The 20,836-nt window shown below is 38.5% G+C and carries 19 protein-coding genes; 14 read left to right on the plus strand and 5 right to left on the minus strand.

What is annotated here, in order from left to right; translation table 11 throughout:
* Positions 1-188 precede the first annotated feature (188 nt).
* The gene (locus tag QNJ50_RS03575) at positions 189-866 is read right to left on the minus strand and encodes a response regulator transcription factor (protein ID WP_027846171.1); all 678 of its coding nucleotides are present in this window, start codon (positions 864-866) and stop codon (positions 189-191) included.
* Between the two features lie 1,054 nt (positions 867-1,920).
* On the opposite strand from QNJ50_RS03575, the gene groES reads away from it, so the two are divergent.
* The 8 genes from groES to QNJ50_RS03615 all read left to right on the plus strand — a co-directional run bounded on the left by groES (position 1,921) and on the right by QNJ50_RS03615 (position 8,706).
* Positions 1,921-2,232, plus strand: a complete 312-nt coding sequence (gene groES, locus QNJ50_RS03580; RefSeq protein WP_027846172.1) for a co-chaperone GroES — start codon at positions 1,921-1,923, stop codon at positions 2,230-2,232.
* A 137-nt stretch (positions 2,233-2,369) separates the two neighbouring features.
* Complete coding sequence (groL, locus tag QNJ50_RS03585; RefSeq protein ID WP_300632071.1) at positions 2,370-4,004, plus strand: chaperonin GroEL; 1,635 nt, start codon at positions 2,370-2,372, stop codon at positions 4,002-4,004.
* Between the two features lie 401 nt (positions 4,005-4,405).
* On the plus strand, positions 4,406-5,290 hold the full coding sequence (locus tag QNJ50_RS03590) for a class I SAM-dependent methyltransferase (protein WP_300632074.1): 885 nt from the start codon (positions 4,406-4,408) through the stop codon (positions 5,288-5,290).
* A 40-nt stretch (positions 5,291-5,330) separates the two neighbouring features.
* Positions 5,331-6,110: a class I SAM-dependent methyltransferase gene (locus tag QNJ50_RS03595; RefSeq protein ID WP_300632076.1), complete on the plus strand. Its 780-nt coding sequence runs from the start codon at positions 5,331-5,333 to the stop codon at positions 6,108-6,110.
* Between the two features lie 313 nt (positions 6,111-6,423).
* Complete coding sequence (locus QNJ50_RS03600; RefSeq protein WP_300632078.1) at positions 6,424-6,810, plus strand: cyclic nucleotide-binding domain-containing protein; 387 nt, start codon at positions 6,424-6,426, stop codon at positions 6,808-6,810.
* Between the two features lie 150 nt (positions 6,811-6,960).
* Positions 6,961-7,788: an urease accessory protein UreD gene (locus QNJ50_RS03605; protein WP_300632171.1), complete on the plus strand. Its 828-nt coding sequence runs from the start codon at positions 6,961-6,963 to the stop codon at positions 7,786-7,788.
* Between the two features lie 62 nt (positions 7,789-7,850).
* The gene (locus QNJ50_RS03610) at positions 7,851-8,153 is read left to right on the plus strand and encodes an urease subunit gamma (RefSeq protein WP_027846152.1); all 303 of its coding nucleotides are present in this window, start codon (positions 7,851-7,853) and stop codon (positions 8,151-8,153) included.
* Positions 8,154-8,394: 241 nt separating this feature from the next.
* Entirely contained in the window at positions 8,395-8,706 is a 312-nt protein-coding gene (locus tag QNJ50_RS03615; protein WP_300632083.1) for an urease subunit beta, read from the plus strand.
* Between the two features lie 225 nt (positions 8,707-8,931).
* Here the strand turns inward: QNJ50_RS03615 and QNJ50_RS03620 are convergent, their stop codons facing one another.
* Positions 8,932-9,528: a hypothetical protein gene (locus QNJ50_RS03620; RefSeq protein WP_300632086.1), complete on the minus strand. Its 597-nt coding sequence runs from the start codon at positions 9,526-9,528 to the stop codon at positions 8,932-8,934.
* A gap of 277 nt (positions 9,529-9,805) precedes the next feature.
* Here QNJ50_RS03620 and QNJ50_RS03625 point away from each other — a divergent pair, with 277 nt between their 5' ends.
* Positions 9,806-10,015: a hypothetical protein gene (locus QNJ50_RS03625; RefSeq protein WP_300632089.1), complete on the plus strand. Its 210-nt coding sequence runs from the start codon at positions 9,806-9,808 to the stop codon at positions 10,013-10,015.
* Positions 10,016-10,656: 641 nt separating this feature from the next.
* Positions 10,657-11,202: a Uma2 family endonuclease gene (locus QNJ50_RS03630; RefSeq protein ID WP_300632091.1), complete on the plus strand. Its 546-nt coding sequence runs from the start codon at positions 10,657-10,659 to the stop codon at positions 11,200-11,202.
* Positions 11,203-11,502: 300 nt separating this feature from the next.
* Here the strand turns inward: QNJ50_RS03630 and QNJ50_RS03635 are convergent, their stop codons facing one another.
* The 3 genes from QNJ50_RS03635 to QNJ50_RS03645 form a co-directional block, all read right to left on the minus strand.
* Positions 11,503-12,633 (minus strand): CO2 hydration protein, encoded by a 1,131-nt coding sequence (locus QNJ50_RS03635; RefSeq protein WP_300632093.1) that lies wholly within the window; start codon positions 12,631-12,633, stop codon positions 11,503-11,505.
* A gap of 98 nt (positions 12,634-12,731) precedes the next feature.
* The gene (locus QNJ50_RS03640) at positions 12,732-14,234 is read right to left on the minus strand and encodes an NADH-quinone oxidoreductase subunit M (protein ID WP_300632096.1); all 1,503 of its coding nucleotides are present in this window, start codon (positions 14,232-14,234) and stop codon (positions 12,732-12,734) included.
* A 454-nt stretch (positions 14,235-14,688) separates the two neighbouring features.
* Positions 14,689-16,545: an NAD(P)H-quinone oxidoreductase subunit F gene (locus tag QNJ50_RS03645; protein ID WP_300632098.1), complete on the minus strand. Its 1,857-nt coding sequence runs from the start codon at positions 16,543-16,545 to the stop codon at positions 14,689-14,691.
* A gap of 644 nt (positions 16,546-17,189) precedes the next feature.
* On the opposite strand from QNJ50_RS03645, the gene QNJ50_RS03650 reads away from it, so the two are divergent.
* From QNJ50_RS03650 to QNJ50_RS03665, 4 genes are all read left to right on the plus strand, one after another.
* On the plus strand, positions 17,190-17,498 hold the full coding sequence (locus QNJ50_RS03650; protein WP_010995042.1) for a carbon dioxide-concentrating mechanism protein CcmK: 309 nt from the start codon (positions 17,190-17,192) through the stop codon (positions 17,496-17,498).
* Positions 17,499-18,089: 591 nt separating this feature from the next.
* Complete coding sequence (locus QNJ50_RS03655; RefSeq protein WP_027843908.1) at positions 18,090-18,434, plus strand: carbon dioxide-concentrating mechanism protein CcmK; 345 nt, start codon at positions 18,090-18,092, stop codon at positions 18,432-18,434.
* Between the two features lie 6 nt (positions 18,435-18,440).
* Positions 18,441-18,743 carry a EutN/CcmL family microcompartment protein gene (locus QNJ50_RS03660; protein ID WP_300632114.1) on the plus strand — a complete coding sequence of 101 codons (303 nt, stop codon included), beginning with the start codon at positions 18,441-18,443 and terminating at the stop codon, positions 18,741-18,743.
* Between the two features lie 249 nt (positions 18,744-18,992).
* Positions 18,993-20,711, plus strand: a complete 1,719-nt coding sequence (locus QNJ50_RS03665; RefSeq protein WP_300632116.1) for a ribulose bisphosphate carboxylase small subunit — start codon at positions 18,993-18,995, stop codon at positions 20,709-20,711.
* The last annotated feature ends 125 nt before the right edge of the window (positions 20,712-20,836 follow it).

Below are 20,836 nucleotides of genomic sequence, written 5' to 3' on the forward strand. Positions count from 1 at the left end.
ATACAAGGCAAGATTTTAATTGAGTCTTTAGCTATTAAGTCATACTTTCTCTTTCGGCTAGCCCTGAAATCCCAAATTTCCATAATTCCAAACTTGAAATTTAAAAATTTGAAATTTAAAAATTTGAAACCTAAAAATTTGAAATTCAAAAGCTTGATGTCAAAAATTTGAAACCAAAAGTTTGTGGTTTATGCCATTTGGTTCTCAATTGCCCAGCGAGCTAACTCAGTACGGTTATGGAGATTAGTTTTGCCTAACATGTTGGAAACATGGCTTTCAACAGTACGTTGAGACACGTTTAGCTCTTCAGCAATCTCGCGATTAGCTAAACCTCTAGCTACAAACTGCACCACTTTAAGTTCCGTTGGAGTAAGTTGCACATCGAAAGGAACTTGAATCCTGGAACCATTATCTCCGCCTTTAGCTTGGTGTTCTTTCCAACGGATAGTTTGCTTGAGTGAAGATTCTACTTGGGCTACTAATTCTTCCGGTTCGAATGGTTTGACCATGTAGACATCTGCACCCTTGTTCAGACCCTTTACTCGGTCTGCACTTTGCCCCTTGGCTGAGAGGAAAAGGACAGGGATCCAAGCAGTGCGTTCGGTTTGCCGAACTTGTTCGACAAAGGTATAACCATCCATTTCCGGCATCATTACATCGCAAATAATCATGTCTGGAATATCTTGCTCCAAGATATCCAGAGCTTCCCGACCATTTTCGGCTGTAATGACTTCATAGCCCCGGAACTCTAAATAATCCTTCACCAGCAAGATGAGGTTAGGGTCATCATCAATCAATAGAAGTCTTTTGTGATCTTTCATGCTGGGTTCTTTCATAGCAGTGGCACTTGTCGCGCTTCGGTCCATCAAGGTCTTGTGTAGTTATCGTCTATGGTGGATTATTGAGATGTTGTTGTTTTTTCTTACATGACTCACCCTTGCTTGCACTAAATCTCCTTGAGTGTCAGCCACTCTTAATTAGACCCAGTGTGCAATGGCTTAAGTCTCGTAAGGATACGTAGAGCAGTAGTATCTATAATGCGCTATTATATATCGCTTTGAAAGTGGCAGGCTAAAAAACACCGAATAAATAATAATCTTTCAGATTTATATCTAAATGTTCGCCCTATACGCTCTCAAATCTAAACATATGTCGCTTTTCTAATTTCTACCGCTTCTCATACCCTATAAATGTTAAGCTTCCATAAGTTGCTTTTTCCTTTATAAGATTTTTTGCGGTTGAGATGAGCTTACAGCCGATTCTTTTTACCCTTAATTACCTATATTAATAGTTATTGGATTTTGGGTTCTATTACTTTTGGATTAGCTTTGCACTTAAATCATTTTTCATAAACCTTCAAAGTAAGTTATTCGGCTCGATCCCCATAAATAAACTTGCAACCACTTGGATTTAGATACTCCCATGCAGTAAAAACGAGTATATTGATGTTGACCATACCTTAATCGACCGACCTGTTTTTTTAAGTTTCCCCAAAATTCAAGGTCAATTCGTTTTAAACAAATTTTTCGATTTGTCTGCTCAGTACAGATAAAAATTTGAGACTGACTTTTTGTGAGCCGCGAACTTTCTACACAAATATTCGGGATTTTATATCCCTTTTGTTGGATTGTTTTCGGTATTCGAACATTTAAGTTAATCACTTTATTATTACCCGTAAAGGCAGATCTATGTTTACTGTTCTATAACAATTTTTTCGCTTTGCAAATATTGCCTAGGTAAAACTATCCCAAAGACACTAAAAAAAACAAAAATAATATTTTTATTAAGTATTTTTACTTACGATGACTAACACTTTTCAAGTTCGGGAACCCGTACTAAGTTAATTGTTGCCATCACAGGCTTTCCTTCGGTAAATTAGCACTCAGGAGTCGAGAGTGCTAACAAGGCGAGTAAATTTGTATGGCAGCAGTATCTCTAAGTGTTTCTACAGTTAAACCATTAGGCGATCGCGTATTTGTAAAAGTGAGCGCCTCGGAAGAAAAAACCGCTGGTGGTTTGTATTTGCCTGATACAGCAAAAGAAAAGCCCCAAGTTGGTGAAGTAATTTCTGTTGGTGACGGTAAGCTTAAAGATGATGGTAGCCGCATGGCTATGGATGTAAAAGTTGGAGATAAGGTTCTTTACTCCAAATATGCTGGTACCGACATTAAGTTGGGTACAGATGAATATGTATTACTTTCAGAGAAAGATATTCTGGCGGTAGTTTCGTAGTTTTCTAAATTCATGGATTAAGAGTTAGAGGCGAAGATCGCTCAAAAGACGATCAGTCAAAAACTCTTAATTCACACCTCATCAAATATTTTGACAGTTAATTAAAAACCCAGAGCTTACTAACTTCTTCCACTACTATGGCTAAGCGAATTATTTACAACGAGAATGCGCGCCGTGCCTTGGAAAAAGGTATGGATATTTTAACTGAGGCTGTAGCGGTTACTCTTGGTCCCAAGGGTCGCAACGTAGTTTTAGAGAAAAAATTTGGTGCACCACAAATTATTAATGATGGTGTCACAATTGCGAAAGAAATTGAGTTAGAAGATCACGTAGAAAACACCGGCGTTTCTTTGATCCGTCAGGCTGCTTCTAAAACTAATGATGCTGCAGGTGATGGAACAACCACAGCTACTGTTTTGGCTCATGCGATGGTTAAAGAAGGCATGCGCAATGTTGCAGCTGGTGCGAACGCGATTCAACTTAAGCGTGGAATTGACAAAGCAGCAGCTTTCTTGGTTGATAAAATCAAAGAAAATGCTCGCTCAGTAGAAGATTCTAAAGCTATTGCTCAAGTAGGATCGATCTCTGCTGGTAACGACGAAGAAGTCGGTCAGATGATATCCCAAGCAATGGATAAAGTTGGTAAGGAAGGTGTGATTTCCTTGGAAGAAGGGAAGTCCATGTCTACCGAACTAGAGATTACTGAAGGGATGCGCTTTGACAAAGGCTACATCTCTCCTTACTTCGCTACTGATACTGAGCGGATGGAAGCAGTTTTTGACGAACCTCAAATCCTGCTGACCGACAAGAAAATTGCTCTCGTACAAGATTTGGTTCCAGTTCTGGAGCAGGTTGCTCGCGCTGGTAAGCCTTTAGTAATTATTGCTGAAGATATTGAAAAAGAAGCTTTAGCAACTTTGGTTGTTAACCGTCTACGTGGTGTACTCAACGTTGCAGCGATCAAAGCTCCTGGTTTTGGTGACAGACGCAAAGCGATGTTGGAAGATATCGCAATTTTAACCGGTGGTCAAGTAATTACAGAAGATGCTGGTTTAAAATTAGAAAATACCAAGATTGATATGCTTGGTAAAGCTCGCCGCATCACTATTACCAAAGACAACACTACAATTGTTGCTGAAGGTAACGAGCAAGGAGTTAAAGCTCGCTGCGAACAAATTCGTCGTCAAATGGATGAAACCGAATCTTCCTATGACAAAGAGAAGCTTCAAGAGCGTTTAGCAAAACTTTCTGGTGGCGTAGCTGTAGTTAAAGTTGGTGCAGCTACTGAAACTGAAATGAAAGATAAGAAATTGCGTCTTGAAGATGCGATTAACGCAACTAAAGCTGCAGTAGAGGAAGGTATAGTTCCTGGTGGTGGTACAACCTTGGCTCACCTATCTCCTCAATTAGAAGAATGGGCGAATAGTAACCTCACAGGTGAAGAGTTAATTGGTGCATTGATTGTAGCTCGTGCTTTATCTGCTCCTTTAATGCGAATTGCTGAAAATGCAGGTCAAAACGGTGCAGTAATTTCCGAACGCTTGAAAGAGAAGCCTTTTGCTACCGGCTACAATGCTGCAAATGGTGAATTTGTTGATATGTTTGATGCTGGTATTGTCGATCCCGCGAAAGTAACCCGCTCTGCTTTGCAAAATGCTTCATCTATCGCTGGTATGGTCTTAACAACCGAATGTATCGTTGTTGATAAGCCCGAACCAAAAGAAGCTGGTGCTGGTGCTGGTGCTGGAATGGGTGGCGACTTCGACTACTAATATTTCTTCGCCCGATTATTCTAAATAAAAAAGCAAGCAAAAAAGCTGTCTCTTGGAAGGAGGCGGCTTTTTTGTTTTGAGGATTGGGGATTGGTGACCTGATAATATCTTTCTTTAGATGGTTGGTTTGTTGATATGTATTTGGAGAACATACTAAGCGTGCTTCTACCAACTCAGATTTATTGACATTAAATGTCTCAATTCACTGATACGCAAGCCCAAAATGACTTGCCGCTTCCGTTTCTATTAACGCAAATGGTAACGGGTTATTGGGTTTCCCGTGGTGTCGGCGTTAAACCTTACGGTATTGCGCTTACGCCTTTAGGCGCGTCTTAGCCTAAGCGCGTGTCCCTAGGACAAACGGGATTTAGCAATCTTTTAACCTTACCATGTAGTGCTATATGACTCATAGCGAAGCTCTATACAACCTCAATCCTTTAAATCGTTTCACTGATAAAGTTGAAAACTATGCCAAATATCGTCCTACTTATCCAGAAGAATTAATTGATAAGATTCTTGAAGGCTTAGCATCACCATCTCAAATTATTGCAGCAGACATTGGTGCAGGTACGGGAATTGCTGCACGTCAGTTAGCTGAACGTGGTGTAAGAGTAATTGCAATAGAACCGAATGCGGCGATGAGGGATGTAGGTAAAAATGCAATATCTCTAAATATAGAATCTAAAAGTACAGAATCTGAAAGTACGAGATCTAAAAGTACAGGATCTACACACATAGATCAGACATGCCCTGTATCTGCAAAATCAACATCATATTTTAATGTTGAATGGAAAGACGGAACAGCAGAAATAACAAATTTACCTGATGCATCTGTCGACCTCATAACTTCTTTTCAAGCTTTTCATTGGTTTAAACCCAAACCAACTTTATTGGAGTTCAGCCGAATTCTTAAATCATCTGGAAGATTAGTGCTAGTTTTTAACGATTTAAATCGGGACGATAACTTTACGAAGGAATATCACAAACTAATTTTGACTACAGCAAATAACCGTCTTGCTACAGATTTTAATGCTAAAGTTCAACCCCTGCGAGAAAATCCAAAGTGGTGCTACCTTCAAAATCATATATTTGCATATCAACAAGAATTAGATTTAGCGAAATTAATCGGTTTAGCAAAAAGCGTATCATTTATCTCTTCAGAAGAAACAATACAAAAACAATTAGTTGCTGATTTAGAAGATTTGTATCGAAGTTTTACTAACGAAGATGGGTTTGTAAATTTACAATATCGTGCCAGCCTACATATCGCCGAGCTGACTCCTTAAACTTAAATTAACCTATTTGTAGATATTTTCAATTAAAACTATGGATAAAACACCTTTACATGCTCTTAATCCCTTGGGTCGATTCTCCGACCGAGTCGAAGACTATGTAAAATATCGTCCAAATTATCCCGAACCAGCAATCGATTTAATTCTCGAAGGTTTAGCCTTACCATCTCAGCTAGTTGCAGCAGATATTGGTGCAGGTACAGGTATTTCTACACGTCAGTTGGCTGAACGTGGGCTAAAGGTAATTGCAATAGAACCCAACACTGCGATGAGAAATGCAGCTATGGACGGGACACCAGAACATAACATCGAATGGAGAGATGGAACAGCAGAAGAAACAAATTTACTTGATGCATCTGTAGATTTAGTTACTTGTTTTCAGGCTTTTCATTGGTTTGACCCAGAACCAACCCTGCTGGAGTTCAGACGGATTCTCAAAGAGTCAGGAAGGTTCGCAGTAGTATGGAATAACCGCGACCGCAACGATAGATTTACAGCCGAATATAGTCAAATTATTCGAAGATCATCGAAAAATCATCCTGCAGAGTCCCGAATGAAAAAGCTTGAACCCTTGCTAGTAAATCCCTATTTTGTCAACTTTAAGGAATATACTTTTACTCATAAACAAGATTTAGATTTGGATGGACTGATTGGACGGGCTATGAGTAGTTCTTATCTTCCCCGTGAAGGTAAAGAACGTGAGGAACTTGTTTCTGATTTACAAGATTTATTTCAAAATTTTTCTCAACAAAAAAATTATGTTAGTCTAGTTTATTCAACCAGCGTACATATTGCTGAGGTTGTTAAAAATTAACAGTTAATATATTGACAGCTAGCTAAATATTGGTATTTTGCTTTGATATAAGGCTAATTGCCAAATATATTAACTTGAAGAAATTACAGCTTCTTACTCAGGAATTTATGATATATTATACTCTCAACACTTAAAGATTGAATAAACAAATCCTACAAAACTAGTCATTATCTTACATCTCTATATCTATTTCACTATTAATAAAAAGTTGCAGGAAGTAGATTATTTGTAAACTAGATTTTGTAGAAACTAGATTAGTTTACTCTTTTTTTAGATTAGCTTAACCTTTTATTAAATAAAACTTATTTTACCAGTGTCAGAACCAGTCAAAACAGTTGAAATTTTTCAAAAATCATCTTCTCCCCTTACTTATGTCGCCGGTCAGACGATATTTCAGGAAGGAGAAACTGGGAGTGTGATGTACGGCATTATTGAAGGTGAGGTCGATCTGATAGTTGATGGAAAAGTTGTAGAAACAATTACAACAGGCGATGTTTTTGGGGAAGGAGCTTTAGTTCAACCAAAACACGACCGAGCATCAACAGCGATCGCTAAAACTGATTGCATAATCGCATCTCTCGACCGAGAACGTTTTCTTTTTGCAATTGAAAATACTCCTATGTTTGCAATAGATGTCCTGAGAAGTTATTCTAACCGCGCTCGACGGTTGAAGCGTATGGTTGCTTTCTATCTCCAGTAGGTTTAAATTTATATAATTAAATTTATATTTACTTGATCCACATGATTTGTGATTCAGCCTTCAGATCTTAACCCTGAAGTACTCAACTCTGAAGTACTTAATCCTAAAATAATCAATCCTAAAGAACCATGCTCGGAAAACTGGCATGGGATGCTCAACTTAACTTATGCTCCTCGTCAGGGAAAAACAGTTATTGTTGAACAAAAAAATCAAGCACCATTAAAGGTACAGCGTCCATTATATCCAGAAGCGCAAACTCATGCAGAAGGACAAAAGATTTGTCACAGCATAATTTTGCATACTGCTGGTGGTGTGGTTGGTGGCGATCGCCTATCGTGTAATTTTGACTTACAACCCAATTCTCAAGCATTAATTACAACAGCCGCAGCAAGTAAAATTTATCGCAGCAATGGAATCCAAGCAAGACAAAAGATTGAGATAAATATTGATGAAAGAGCTTGTTTGGAATGGTTACCCCAAGAAACAATAGTTTTTAATGCTGCGGACTATCATCAAGACCTACGAGTAAACTTAGCAAGTAATGCTAGTTTTTTAGGTTGGGAAATTAACCGATTTGGACGTACCGCTAGGGGAGAAAAATTTGTCCAGGGAAATTGGCGATCGCACACAGAAATTTACCAAGAAGGTACACCCCTGTGGATAGATAGACAATGGTTACCGGGTAGTGAAGAAATTTTCCATAGTCCCAACGGTTTAGCAGGACAAGCAGTTATTGGAAGTTTGATATTTGTTGGTAATACCATTTCTAAAGACATAGTCGAACAAGTACGATCGCTTTGGAAGTCCAATCCCCAGTCCCCAACCTCAGGTGTTACTCGTTTAAATAATGGATTTTTATGTAGATATCGGGGTAATTCTACTGCAGAAGTGCGAAACTGGTTTATTAGTGTCTGGTTATTATTACGGACATCTTTTTTAAATCGTGGTAGTTCTGTTCCTCGGGTTTGGTTGCTTTAAAGCGATCGCACAAATGCAAAGGGTGCAGAAAAGATTGATTAACGGTTTTAGACACAAAGAAAATGCAATTAACACCGCAGGAAAAAGATAAGCTGTTGATTTTTACCGCTGCTTTATTAGCAGAAAGGCGTAAACAACGGGGTGTAAAGTTAAATCATCCTGAAGCGATCGCTTTTATTTCTGCTGCAATTTTAGAAGGTGCGAGGGATGGACGCACGGTATCAGATTTAATGAGTTATGGAACTACTTTGTTAACTCGGGATGATGTTATGGAAGGTATTCCAGAAATGATCAATGAAGTGCAGGTGGAAGCTACTTTTCCTGATGGAACGAAGTTAGTTACGGTGCATAATCCGATTCGGTAATGAGTGATGAGTGATGAGTAATGAGTAATGAGTAATGAGTAATGAGTAATGAGTGATGAGTAATGAGTAATGAGTAATGAGTAATGAGTAATGAGTGATGAGTAATGAGTGATGAGTGATGAGTAATGAGTAATGAGTAATGAGTAATGAGTAATGAGTAATGAGTAATGAGTAATGAGTAATGAGTAAGGTTATTTCTTCTGATTTCTGACTTTTAACTTTTGACTTTTGACTTTTTTTTATGGTTCCAGGTGAAATTATTACCCCAGAAGGGGAAATCGAATTAAATGCAGGTCGTCAACCAGTAAGATTACTAGTTGCAAATACAGGCGATCGCCCGATTCAAGTTGGTTCCCATTTTCATTTTTATGAGGTCAACGCAGCTTTAAATTTCGACCGAGAACAAGGACGGGGAATGCGTCTTGATATTCCTGCTGGAACTGCTGTTCGGTTTGAACCGGGTGATGAGAAAGAAGTTACAGTTATTCCTTTAGCTGGCGATCGTCAAGTTTACGGTTTCAACGCCAGAATTAATGGACGATTAGATTCTTGATTTTTGATTTCTCCACAGCACGGTAGGTAGCAAAGTAGGGTGTGTTAGGCGCGCAAAAGAATATTTTTTAGGTTACTTTTACTATGTCGCGCCGTAACGCACCGTCATGAAGATTAATATACAACAGTGTTTTAGACGGAAGATTAACGACACCAAAAGATTGTGGATGGTGCGTAACGCTTGCGCTAAAACACCCTACTTTTTTCCAAAATTTTTTCAAAAAAATTACGCATTACGGAACTCGTTTCTACGTTTGCTTGGTTCATCAATACCATTGAGTAACTGTTCAATATTCCTTTCTTCAGTAAGTCCTGGTGGGATGAAGTCCCTAATACCTTTTCTTTCTAAATTTAATAACCACTGGTAATCTACTGGGGAAGTTTCTGGACGGTCTAGCAAAGGTACTTTTTCCTGTGGAGTAATACCAGGAATAGTTGTATGAATATAGTCAAATTGAGAACGAATTGCACTCAAAAGATTGCGTCTGGTATTTTCTGGACCTTTAACACGAATAATAATTTTCTTATCTTCTCTATCAGCTTTGACTAAAGCTTTATTCTTTTCATTTTCAATAATCACTCCGTTACGCCAATAAGTTTTTTGAGAAATACAATGATTCATACCTTCAACTGCTTCCTCCCCAATTTTGTATTTACCATTACCCCACTGAGGATTAAATAATCGTTTTACTTGATCTAATGTTACCTTTGCTTCTTCTCTAATATTTTCATAAGTATATTTATTTATTCTTTTTGCTTCCTTGAGTTTCTTAACTCCCTCCACCGTGGCGAGATAACCACCTCGTCTTTTGTTGGTACCCATCAGCAACTTGCAAGCTAGTTTTTTCTAATGTAGCGAAAGAGTGCGTTTAAGTGTGCGTGGTAGTGCGTGGAAGTATTTTAAATAGTTGTAATTCCGTAGAGACCTTGGATGCAACGTCTCTACAAAAGCTGATAATTTTAGGTTTTTAAAAGATTAGTACGATTTGATGATTATTAATGCTCGTATTAAGTCGCTTTAAATCGCTTTTACTCGCTCTCACGCTTTAATACTCTACTTTGTGATTATTAGGGAGACAAGTAAACCAGCAAAGTGAAACATGTTAACAAAAGCTAAAACTGTTAAAAACTCCCGATCGCCCAAATCACCAAAAAAGCCTAAAATCAACCCGTACTTACTAAAGGCGATCGCTTTTATCTTTACGACTCTAATTGCTTGGTTGCTACCGGAAGCGCCAGTTGCGATCGCGCTAATAAAGCTACTATTCTTTATCCTAGAATATTTAAATCAAAAACGTAATTCTGAATAGTAATTTATCTAAGTTTTTAGGAAATACTTAACCATAGCAAGGATAAGTTATTTCATACCATGAGTTAGCATGCGGTGCGTTACGGCTTGCACCTAACACACCCTACTCTGGTATTTTCTTATTTTTCTAGAAGGCTTGAATTAGAAAAATATAAATTCAACAAATAATTTTTATCTTTAGAGGCGCACTAAAATGCGTCTTTTTTGATTTTATATATTTTTTGATTGAAAATCTCTTAACTAAATTATCAATATTAATTCAAATAATTAGTCAATACTAAATACATAACAATTTACATTATGAAATATGTGATGATTAATATCACTTCAAAGGTGATATTAGTTAACAGACATGATTTCATGATAATGCATCGGAAATATTCAAATGTTCAAAAAGCACAGTATTTTATCTCCACATAAGTAATACTTATAGAATACTCAGAATTGAACAATTTCCAAGCGTTGTATAGACAAATAGAAATAACAAATAATAGAATAGACATCCTTAGTGAAATAGCTACGGAAAAATTAAGGTTACAATGGAACCTTAGATGCACTGTTTGAGAGAAACAGTTTTTTACCAGGTTGTGTGGGGCAAGTTGAATAGCGCATGAAAAAATAGCAGAAGCGAGGCGAGATATTATGCTATTCGTTGATAGTGGCATTAAATTTATACGTCAACAATTAGCTGCAGAATTAGCTGACTGGAATCATTATAAAAAGGCTGGGTACATCTTTGAGAATCAAACACAGTTCAAACTACCCAATGGTTCTCATATCTCTCCAGATTTATCTTGGGTAGTATTAGAGCAATGGGATGCATTATCTCATGAAGAAAAACAATCAGTTCCACCTGTATGTCCCGATTTTGTGATTGAAATTTTTGAAGGGGATACATCTCTGGAACAATTGAGACTTCAAATGCGCGAATATATCGAAAATGGAACCCGTCTCGGTTGGTTAATTAACCCCCAAAAATCATCAGTAGAAATTTATCGCGTTCGTGATGTTCAAGAACGTAATACTCAAAAGTGTGACATTCTTGAATATGACATTCGAGAAATTGTTGCTTTTGGTTTTAGAAAAGCTCCAACTCTTCTTGGCGAAAATGTTTTACCAGGATTTTCTGTAGATCTCCAAGATCTATTTAATATTCAACTCAATTATCAACTCCAACATGTTGCTTGAATCAATCATTTAAGTACCAAAGAAATTTGATAATTTTTCTTTTGATGGAGTGAGGAAAAGTAAACAACCAAATTGAAATAAACAGCAGAGACGCACCAGTGCTATTGGTGCGTCTTTAAAAATATAGCGGTAGGCGCGAGCCAGAAGTCAGAAGTCAGAAGTCAGAACAGACCGCGCCTACGGCGAGCAGAAGTCAGAACAGACCGCACCTACGGTGAGCAGAAGTCAGAAGAAGTAACCTATTACTTATTACCCATATTACTCATTACTTATTACTCATTACTCATTACTCATTACTTATTACTTATTAACGTTGTGTAAACGAGAATTAATCAATCGATCCATCCATCCTTCAAGATAAGCTTGGTTTGCTTTCTGTTCTTCTGGATCTTGAGTATCAGGAGAATGGGGCATTAATCCAACAACTGCAGCATTAGTAACGCAATACATTGATTTTTGGAAAGTTTCACAAATTTTTACCCGTAAATCATCTTCTCCCCGGAGGGTTTTCTGATAAAATTCGTGTAAATAATCTGGTAAATAGTGACGCATATCTTGCATCAGCAATGTGGGAGGAATCCCAGAACCACCAATAGGTAAAGGATCTGCATACAACGCCCCATATTGGAAATTCCCTTGAACCGGAGGAATTTGACGCGCTTGAGCATTATAAGAGACAGTTCCAGGGAAAGGTGTTCCTCGAAAGAAAACAGCTTCTACATAAGGTACAGCCGTATCCATCAAGAAAGTTAATCCTACAGACTTGGGAATGATGTCATAGTCTTTATCTTTGATTGTGACGGTGTAAGTAATTGGTTGAGCTGCTGCTGCTACCAAGCCGGCTTTAATGTGGTTTACAACCTCAAGAATTGATGTAATTTTACCTTCATCGTAGAGATCTGATAAATCTATGAAGATATCAGACATCACCCGCCAAAATTGACCCAAACCACTGTAGTAACTATAAACCCGCAACTGTTCGATTAAAAACTGGGGAAATATTTTGTTAACAGCAAGAACGAAGGGATTATTTTTAAACTTTGCTGTAATGACAGCTTTTGCTCTTTGTTCAAATTCTGGCGAATCTAAATATTCATCTAAACCACCACCACCATGCCATAACATTGCTTTCATGCAATACTCGGCATATTCATAATTTATCCGGTCATGCCACCAATGCTGAAATAACTTTTTGCTGTTGATATCTCCGTTAAAGTATTTAAAGAAAGGAAAAAATACTAAAAACTGATGTTGAGCGATATATATTAGATTATTTGAATAAGCATCTAATACAACGCCATAACTTTTCAAAATTCCTACTACTTCTAAAAGATTAGTTTCACTATTAGGAAGTAAAGTTTCGTTATTTAATAAACGCTCTATATATTCCGATAAAGGATGTGGCGAAGATTTCTTTTTAGCGGTTAACATTGTGAACTCTCCCTAGACAGGAATTGGTCGTTGGTAATTGGTAATGGGTAATTGGTAACTGGTAATGGGTTTTTAACTGTTAACTGACAACCAAATTCTCAATTTTGACCTTTTTCTTGGTACCAGGAAACAATAGCAATGGGATTTGGCGGATTTACCATTGCAGTTATTGTTGTTTCACTCCAACGCGTCAACCAACTAGGTTGGATACCAAAAATTACAATTAAAATCGCTAAAATAATTGCTGGGTTGCGATCCGACCAATATACCCGTGGTAAATTAACAACTTGCTCTGATAAACGTCCAAAAAATGCACGGTTAGCAAGTATTAAGAAATAAACAGCAGTTAAACCAGTACCAAGCATACATAGCAGGGTTTGAACTGGAAACACCACAAAACTGCTGCGAAAGATAATGAATTCTGAGATAAAACCGACCATTCCAGGAATACCTGCACTAGCCATTACCGCCAAAATCATTAAACTACCAATTAACGGTAAACCCCGCTCTGGGTTCAATAGTCCTCTAATTACATCTAAATCTCGACTACCTGCTTTCTTGTAGACGACACCAACCAACAAAAATAACAATGCAGAAATTAAACCATGGCTCACCATTTGCATCACCGCAGCCAAAATACTTAATGGTGTAGAAGCTGCTGCAGCTAACAGGATATAGCCCATATGTCCAATGGAACTATAAGCTACCATTTTTTTCATATCTTTCTGAGCGATCGCACAGGAAGCACCAAATAAGACGCTAACTACCGCCCAAGTTGCAAGCCAAGGTGCAAGGTAATTCCAAGCATCAGGTAGCAAGTTCATCCCAAAGCGTAAAATTCCATAGGTTCCCAGCTTCAGTAGTACTCCTGCGAGCAATACAGAAATCGGTGTGGAAGCCTCAACGTGAGCATCTGGTAACCAGGTATGAAAAGGGACGATGGGAATTTTTATCCCAAAACCAACCAAAATACCAGCCAATAATACTAGCTGGGTTGTTAGGGGTAGGGCTGTGGTGTTTAACCCTTGCAAAGCAAAACTATTCGCACCACTAAGCCAAACTATACCCAAGAAACTTGCTAAAATTAAAATACCGGAAACTGCTGTATAAATTAAGAATTTAGTTGCAGCGTAACCCCGACGTTGACCGCCCCAAATAGCAATTAGCAAGTATAAGGGTATGAGTTCTAATTCGTAGAACAGGAAAAATAGCAGTAAATCCTGCGCGAGAAAAGCCCCCGTTACGCCAACATTTAGCAGTAACAGCAAAATATAATAGAATCTTGCCCTTGGAATTGAAATGTCGCTACTATAAATTGCAACGCAAGTTAATAGCCCATTCAAAACCAATAAAGGTAAGGACAGACCATCAATACCCAAGTGGTAGTTCAAACCTAGAGCATCTATCCAGGGCAAAAATTCGGCGAACTGTTGAGTGACATTGTTTACTTGAAAAAAATAAGCAATAACAATTGTCCAAATAAAGGCGACGGTAGCAAAAACTAAAGCTAATGAGCGAAAAGCTTTGCTGTTAATTTTTCCTGGTAATAAACCAATAATCGCCGCACCTAAAAGCGGCACTACAATCAAAGTACTAAGCATAGTCTAGAAAAAAAATTATGGGTCATAGATTCAGGTACGTTAAGTAAATTAAGATGAACGGATATAGCTTTAAAGCTTGATATACAGAGTTTGGAACTTGTATTTCTACATTCCTAATTCCAGGAATAAAACTGTTCGGAACTACCTTTTGAATTAAGCCTGATATGTGAAAAATTTATGCTTGAGAAGCTTATTTACTATCGATTTGTTCTGTAAATCTTGTTTTAGGGATATTAACCTGGAAATATTACTCTGGAAATATTACCCTGGGAATATTTTTCCTTCGCAGATTTTCTGGAGCATTTTTCTGGGACATTGTGATATGTAGAGACGCCGCATCGCAACGTCTCTACGAAAGAAAGATATTTTGTTGAAAATTCCCCTTCCCTATGTCTTCTATGAATTGTTTGATATTCATAAAACCTCAAACAAAATCAACTTTTTAATATCTTCTTTAAAACGGTAAGTTATCCAATAAACCTAGAGACCAGCCCAAGAAAATTCCTAAAATGCTGATACCTACCAAAATCGTCAGCAAATATCCTTGCGAACGACCGGAAACACTATACCTTAAACTTTGTCCGCCGAATACAGTTACAATACCAACGAGATTGACGAATCCATCAACTAAATAGCGATCGCACCACGCAGATATGTTGGACAAAAAGCCCACAACAGAAACAATGGTTATGCGATAGATTTTATCGATGTAAAAGTCATACCCCAATAAATCCTGGATCATTCGCCATGACATCAATCTCGATCTCGACCAAGCTTTGTGGAGATAAATCTTAGAACCAATAGCTACTCCTAAGAGGCTAGAAGCAAACAATGATGATGCTACATACCAATTAACGCTATCCAATGTAGGTAACAGATACCATTGCTGCAGCATTACAGGAACTAACAAAGTTACTATCGTTAGAGATACCATTGGTAACGCCATCGGCCAATGAACTTCCGGTGCACGACGGGTTTTTGGCTGCGGTTCTCCCCAAAACACTAGTCGGAAAAATCTTGTCAAATTTAACGCCGTTAGACCATTTACTAACAACAAAACTCCAATCACCCAAGGAGTAAAGTAAACTAAGCCATCAGACCAAGACAGCATCGCCCAAAAGCTACCTAAGGGTAATAGAGTTATCATTCCCCCAGCACCTACTAGAAAAGCCGTTGTAGTTGCAGGCATTCTTGACCACAAACCACCCATTTCCGTTAAATCTTGACTTGAGGTGGTATAAATTACTGAACCCGCACTCATAAATAACAGTGCTTTAGCAATCGCGTGGGTGAACAAAAACATCAGCGCAACGCCGCCTTGTTGCATCCCTACCGCCAAAAACACCAACCCCATATAAGCACTGGTAGAGTGGGATAAAGCCCGCTTAATATCTGTTTGAGCTACCGAGACCAAACTTGCACCAATTGCTGTCACTGTTCCAAGAACAACTAAGGTGCTAAGAGCTACTGGTGACAAGGCTAAGATTGGCTGCATTTTATACAACACAAAAGCACCGCCAGCTACTACTAAAGAATTCCGCAGTACAGAAGCAGGGTTGGGTCCTTCCATTGCTTCATCTAACCACAAATGCAAGGGAAATTGGGCGCACTTACCTGCAGGACCAGCAATTAAGGCTAAACCAAGCAAAGACGAGGTTAAAGGACTTAATTCGGCTGTCTGCGCCCACTCATACAGATCAGAAAAGTTTAAGCTACCTGCAAAAACGGAAAGGGTAACTACTCCCATCAGTAGTAACAAATCTCCGACCCGCTTTGTCCAAAAAGCATCTCTTGCCGCTGTTACCACCAAAGGTTGGGCATACCAAAAACCTACAATCAAATAAGTTGACAAGGTTAAAACTTCCAAAACAGCATAGGAGAAAAACAGGGAGTCGCTAATAGCTAAAGCACATAACGCCGCTTCAAAAAAACCCATCAAAGCAAAGAAACGTGCAACCGCCCAATCTTTTTCCATATACCCTAGGGCATAAAGTTGAGCGAGAAAACTTAAACCAGAAACTAATGCTACAGCCCCCATGCTGATGGGTGAGATATCCAAGGCAAAAGATAAATCTAAATCTACAGCCTTAAACCAGTGAACGATTAGAGTTTCCGGACCTCTGTTCGAGAAATCTTTAAATACAAAAAGACTATGAGCAAAGGTCAACAATGTGGTCAACAAGTTAAAGTAAGCAGCCGGTCTTGGTCCAGTTCTGCGAACTATTCCGGTCGCCCAAGGCAATGTTAGAAGCGCCCCAACTAAGCCATAAATGGGCACAAACCAAGACGTAACAAAGAGAAATTGATTCATGTAGATTATCCTTGACGATTTACCCCTACAAGAATGAGTGCCCAATGGAATCATTGGACATCAAGTTAATCTTGGGGCATTTTAGTTCCTCTTGATAGATGTTATTTTGCCATCTCATTTTATTCCCATAGATTTAAATATCTATGAAAAAGTACCTCCACAAACTCACACTTAACTTTTGATTTATTCAATTTTTTTTGGAGCTACGATGGCAATCTATCTTTCTGATAACCACAACTTATCTTTATAATTACTGTTAATTTTAACTATCAATTTTATTGTTCCATTGTAAAGCTAAAGGAACAAGCTTCCCAAGATTTTTAAAACTTTGTGATTCCTTTGCGCGACATAGAAAATTCTTTGCGGTAAATCAGTTACACCTAATGATATAAAGAAATTATAAAACACAAATGGTTGCTTTACGAATAAAGTCAACTTCTATTAAGCAAAAAGCCGTCATCAAGATATGTTAAGTTTTTTAAAACTATTTTATTATGAACTATTATAGTAATTTATATTGCCACGGGGACAAAGCTTTCATATGCTTAATTTGAGAACGCTTTATTGAGCACAAGGAAAAATACCCCCGGTCTAAATTTTCACCTTTGTTGTACCAGTTGATTTAAGTTAGTGGGAGTTTTGCGATGCCTATTGCAGTTGGAATGATTGAAACCAAAGGCTTTCCGGCGGTAGTGGAAGCTGCGGATGCGATGGTAAAAGCCGCTCGAGTGACCTTGGTAGGTTATGAAAAAATTGGTAGCGCTCGCGTGACAGTAATTGTCCGTGGAGACGTTTCTGAAGTCCAAGCTTCCGTAGCAGCAGGAATAGAAGCCGCAAGAAGAGTTAATGGTGGTGAAGTCGTATCCACCCACATCATTGCTCGTCCCCATGAGAATTTAGAATACGTGCTGCCAATTCGCTATACGGAAGCAGTAGAACAGTTTAGGACTTAGCAATAAAAAGGATGAAGGGATTTGTAAATTTGCCAATTTGTATGACCCAAAGGTGAGAAAATATTACTGTATCGGGTTTTTCGTTGACATGTCATTAATCATCTTATTGGCTTCAACATCCTTCCCTATAGAATCTAAAATTTCTCTCTAAAGTTGGAAATTTTGGGAATCTGGGATTTTAAAAGCTTGAGATTTGGGAAGTCTGAAATTTTAGAAATCTAAGGTTGTAGGAATCTGAGGTTTGAGAAGTCTGAGATTTAAAAAATCTTATATTTAAGGAATTTTAGACTTTAGAAGGTTGATACTTGAGAAATTTTAGATTGTAGAAATTTGCAACTTTAAAAACCTTAGGTTGAAATTTGAAATTTGAGGAGTCCTGATGGGAATCCTAAATTTGAAAATTAGAAATCTTATATTTTGTCAGGTTAAAACTTTAGAAGTTTGAAACCTTATAAGTTTTAAACCCCAGGAACCTTAGGTTTGAGAAGTTAAAAGATGTGGCTTTAATAGTCATCTTGCATTCAAAGCTTGTATGTTCAAAGCTCGTATTAGATTTTTGTTTTCATTAGCCTCTTATTAAGGAACAAGATAATGTCAATTGCAGTGGGAATGGTAGAAACGCTTGGCTTTCCGGCAGTAGTGGAAGCTGCTGATGCGATGGTGAAAGCTGCTCGCGTTACCTTAGTAGGTTATGAAAAAATTGGTAGCGGTCGCGTTACCGTAATCGTGCGCGGAGATGTTTCCGAGGTTCAAGCTTCAGTTGCAGCTGGAGTTGACAATGTGAAGAGAGTTAATGGCGGACAAGTTCTATCTACACATATTATTGCTCGTCCCCACGAAAACTTAGAATACGTTCTGCCAATTCGCTATACGGAAGATGTGGAACAATTCCGTGAAAATGTCAACGCAATTCGTCCTTTTGGTGGTAGACCATAAAGCGTAATGCAAATCGCCAAAGTGCGCGGCACAGTAGTTAGCACTCTAAAAGATCCTAGTCTTCGAGGTGTAAAGCTACTGTTGTTGCAGTTAGTGGATGAGGAAGGACGGATCTTACCGAAATATGAAGTGGCAGCTGATTACGTTGGTGCGGGAGTCAATGAATGGGTCCTACTCAGTCGCGGAAGTGCCGCTCGCAAGCTTGATGGTAGCGAACAGCGCCCCCTTGATGCGGCTGTTGTCGCGATCATCGATACAGTAAATGTTGATAATCGCTTGATATACAGCAAGAAAGATGATTATCAATAAATTGTTATCCGGAAATTGCGACCCGGAAATTGCGACCCGGAAATTGTTATCGGGACAATTGTGTTAGCCGTTCAGTTAACTTCCTCACAAAGACAGCTTTGTTTGCTTGATTTATTTGCTGGAATAGTTTGTTTTTTGTCTTGATTTTATTTGTCTTGGTTTAAATAATCAGCGATCGCAGTTTATGTAGCTGGGTTTGATTGCTGATAGCTGAACGGCTGATAGCTGTATATGAGGAGGAATAATTCGATGGTAGTCCGCAGTACGGCGGCTCCCCCCACAACCTGGTCGAGGGATTTAGCTGAACCACAGATTCACGAAAGTGCTTTCGTGCATTCTTTTTCCAACATTATTGGAGATGTTCGGATTAGTCCGAATGTAATTGTAGCTCCAGGCACTTCCATTAGAGCAGATGAAGGTACACCTTTTTATATTGGTGAAAATACTAATATTCAAGATGGTGTAGTGATACATGGATTAGAACAGGGAAGGGTTATTGGCGATGACCAACAAGAATATTCAATCTGGATTGGTAAAGACGCCTGTATTACCCATATGGCTTTAATTCATGGTCCGTGTTACATCGGCGATGATGCTTTTATTGGTTTTCGCTCTACTGTTTTCAATGCCAAAGTAGGTGCTGGCTGCATCGTAATGATGCATGCTTTAATACAAGATGTGGAAATTCCTCCAGGTAAATACGTAGCTTCAGGAGCAGTAATTACAACTCAACAACAAGCCGATCGATTACCAGATGTTCAGGGAGAAGACAAGGAATTTGCCCATCATGTAGTGGGAATAAACCAGGAATTGCGGGCCGGTTATCTGTGTATCGAAGATAATAAGTGCATTACAAATTTCCGCAGTCAAATAGAAAAATCTTATACAAACGATCAAGTTGAAAGATTAGAAGTTGAAAGGTCACAAAGGAGTCAGGAAGTGTTTAATAATAGCCTAGGTAGTGAAACAGTAGAGCAGGTACGCTACTTATTAAACCAAGGATACAAAATCGGTACAGAACATGTAGACCAACGACGTTTTCGTACTGGTTCTTGGCATAGTTGTCAGCCCATTGAAGCTAGATCCCTCAACGAGGCGATCGCAGCTTTAGAAAACTGCATGGTGGAGCACAGCGGAGAATATGTCCGCTTATTTGGTATTGACCAGAAAGATAGACGTCGTATATTAGAAACAATTATTCAACGTCCTAACGGTAATTCAAGCTCTTCGACAACAAGTTCTTATCAAGCACCAGCTAATTCCTACAGCGCACCTACTAGTTACAGTAATGGCTATAGTAGTGCTAGTACTAGCAGCAATGGTTCCAGTAATGGCGCACTTAGTAGCGAAACTGTAGAGCAAATCCGCCAATTACTATCTAGTGGTTACCGGATTGGAACAGAACATGTAGACCAAAGACGTTTTCGTACCGGTTCTTGGCAAAGTTGTAGACCAATTGAAACCACTTCTACCAATGAAGTAGTCGCGGAGTTGGTAGATTGCATGGAAAGTCACCAAGGCGAATATGTTCGTTTAATTGGTATCGATCCAAAAGCTAAGCGTCGGGTGGTAGAAACAATTATTCAAAGACCTAATGGCGCAGTTGCAACATCTTCTTCTAGCAATGGTCATTATTCCTCCGGTAGATCAACTTCATTTAGTAAAGCTCCTACAAGTAGTGCAGGTTCAACAGCTACCATTTCCACTCAGTTAAGCTCTGAGGTAACATCTCAGATCCAACAATTGTTAGCTGGTGGGTATAAAATCAGTGCTGAACATGTAGATAAGAGACGTTTCCGTACCGGTTCTTGGCAAAGCTGCGGACAAATAGAATCTACCTCAGAACAACAAATTATTGAGACTTTGGAATCTTACATGGCTGAATATCAAGGTGAATACCTGCGTTTAGTTGGTATCGATCCAAAAGCTAAGCGTCGTGTCTTAGAAACTATCATTCAGCGTCCATAATTAGCAAAACTGAGATTTTAGGGAGTAGAAAAATTAACGAGTAACAAAATAACAACCTTAGGGAAATTCTCAGTCACAATATTCCACAATAATCTTGGTTGTTAGTAGCTCAATATTTAATTAGA

The organism is Mastigocoleus sp. MO_188.B34 (assembly GCF_030065675.1).
Lineage (GTDB): Bacteria > Cyanobacteriota > Cyanobacteriia > Cyanobacteriales > Nostocaceae > Mastigocoleus.